The organism is Herbaspirillum sp. UBA812 (assembly GCF_002296545.1).
Taxonomy (GTDB): domain Bacteria; phylum Pseudomonadota; class Gammaproteobacteria; order Burkholderiales; family Burkholderiaceae_D; genus Herbaspirillum; species Herbaspirillum huttiense.
The window spans coordinates 1-2,583 of the sequence record NZ_DBIC01000108.1 but is presented as its reverse complement, the minus strand read 5'-3'; the positions used below and the strand labels follow the sequence as shown (position 1 = coordinate 2,583).

At 63.9% G+C, this 2,583-nt stretch carries 1 protein-coding gene and 2 pseudogenes; 1 reads left to right on the top strand and 2 read right to left on the bottom strand.

The genetic code is table 11. From position 1 onward, the window contains the following. Nucleotides 1-234 (bottom strand): annotated as a pseudogene (locus B3873_RS07135) (flagellar motor protein); the annotation flags it as partial. Nucleotides 235-241: 7 nt separating this feature from the next. Next, entirely contained in the window at nt 242-937 is a 696-nt protein-coding gene (locus B3873_RS07130; protein ID WP_286864928.1) for a hypothetical protein, read from the bottom strand. A 205-nt stretch (nt 938-1,142) separates the two neighbouring features. Between B3873_RS07130 and B3873_RS07125 the strand changes: the two are divergent. Next, nucleotides 1,143-2,583: pseudogene (locus B3873_RS07125) on the top strand (hypothetical protein); the annotation flags it as partial.

The window sequence follows — 2,583 nt, the reverse complement described above, 5'->3', positions numbered from 1 at the left end:
CGGTGGTGCAGCTTTAGCCGCTGCAGGCGCCGGTTGGGCGGGTGCTGCAGCGGGCAAGGGAGCAGCCGGTGGCGGTGCCGGCGTGGAAGCGGATGCCACCTGCGGTGCCTCCGCACGCAGCTGCGCAATCTCGGGACCACCCGCCCGGCTCACCGCCAGCAGGACGATCAATACCCCCGCCAGCGCCGCCATCAGCCCGGTGGCCGCGACCCATTCGTGATCGGATTGACTCATCGCCGCCTCAGGATGAACGTCCGGACTGGCGCTGCAGCGCTTCCATCCACTCGCCATGGCGCAGATGCGCGCGCTGTGCCTCGGCCTGTTGTGCCGCCAGCAGGGCTTGTCCGCTTTGCTTGATGGCGTCGACCAGACGCTGCTGATCTTCTGCGTGTTGCACCGCCTGCGCTTGCGCAGCCGCAGTGGCCGCGTCCTTGAGAATACCAATGCTCCAAGCCAGCCGCGCCTGCTCATGCCCGCGCAAGATCATCCAGGACTTCAGAATCAGAAACGCCAGCATGCTCCACGCGGCAATCTTGAACTTGCTGCCCAGCGCATCGATCACCGCTCCCAGCGCACCCGGTGCCGCCTGCGGCCCGAGCACGCCGGCCGTCGCCGTCAAGGCCAGGCCCAAGCCGATGAAGGTCCCCAGCAAACCCAGCATCAGGATCAAGCCCGGCATCGCGGCAGCCCAGCGTTCCGGCGCAGTGGCCACGGCCTGGCTCAGTTCGTCCGGTGTGGTCGTCGCAGGCAGAGGCCCATGCTCACCGGTCAGCGCTTGCAACCGCGCCTGCCACTGTGCAGGCCGGGCGCTGCGTGAGAGCAGCAGCGGCAGTGCGATCACCAGCAACAGCAACACCAGCGCAAACACCCACTGCAGGGCGCCATAGGCCGTGCCATCCCATTGCGGCAGCAGGAAACTCCACAGCGATTTATCCATGAACTGCCCCTGTCTGCATGAAGAAACTTCCCATCCTTGCTCCCCTTCTTCTTTACATTGTCAGCGTCTTGTCACGACAGTGAGATTATCAGAAAGACCACACTGAGGGACGAAAAGCCCCGCGCAGCCGACCGATGTAATGGTCCGGTCACAAGTTGTCAGCAAACTTTCAGGTCTTGACAACTTGCTACCAATTTCTTTGCACATGGCCCGCTCTTCTTTACCTCTTCGCCTGCTTCCGCTGGCCCTGGCCCTGCAAGCCATCCATGCCCCTGCCCAGGCGGCCAACTACACGGTGGCCAACGGCACGACCGACACCAGCGCCAAGACCCTGACCAAGAACAGCGCCGATACCATCACCGTCAATGCCGGCGGCACCCTGGCTTCCGGCAGCGCGGCCACCATCCGCACCTCGCAGGACAACGACAACCTCAGCACCGTCACCATCAACAACGCCGGCACCATCGGCCAGAACAGCGGCCTGACGGCCATCAGCATCAACCACAAGAAGGTCAACCTGATCCTCAACAACGCCGCTGGCGGCGTCATCACCAGTTCCTCCAGCAGCGCCAAGACACCGACCATCCTGATCGGCAAAGGCAGCGATACCTTCTCCATCGTCAACCTCGGCACCATCTCGCAGACCGGCCCCACGCCCACCAATGCGGACAATGGCAAGAACTACGCCATCAATGCCAACGGCGACTACTCCACCGCCGGCAATACCATCGTCAATGGCTCGGCCAGCAACAGCAGCGCCACCATCAGTTCGTCGAGTTCGAGCGCGATCAAGATGGGCTCCAACATCCTGCTGACCAATTACGGACGCATCTTCACCACCAGCCCGGTCAACACCTCCTGCCCGGATTACCTGTCCGCCTGCGCCAGCGGCTCGCCGCCGAAAGCGGCCGATGGCATCTCCATCGACGACGGCATCCGCAATGCGGTCATCGTCAACTACGGCAGCATCACCGGTGCGCGCCACGGCATCGATGGCGGTGATCCGGTGGCCGCCACACCAGACAGCAATCTCGCCAATGCCATCCAGCTCACGCCGCGCCTGAGCGCCACCGGCATCACCTTCGACGCCACCTATGCCGATGGCAGCACGCGCAGCAACGTGGCCATCAGCAACAACGTGGTGATCAACCAGGCCGGCGGCGTCATCACCGGCAACAACGGCTCCGGCGTGGGCTTCGACAGCCATGGCGTGGTCTTCAACTACGGCACCATCATCGGCAACTACGCCGGCAGCGGACGCGTGTATGACGTGCTCGGCAATGGCGCCACCACCAGCAATGGCGATGGCGACGGCGTCGATATCGATGGCACCGCCTATATCGAAAACTGGGGGACCATCCGTGGCAATGGCGCAGGCGGCCTCGATTCCACCGGCCAGCCGAATGGCGCCGATGGCATCGCCGCCGGTGGCGGCACCATCATCAACCACGCGGGCGCGGTGATCTATGGCGATGCCCACGGCATCCTCATCGACGATGGCAATGACTGGTCCAAGGACCCGAGCAATCCGCGCATCACCTACAACACCGGCAACACCACCGGACGCGGCACCGGCGGGGCCAACGGTGTCAACGGCGCCAAGGCGTACATCGTCAACGATGGCAGCATCACCGGCAACAAGGGCA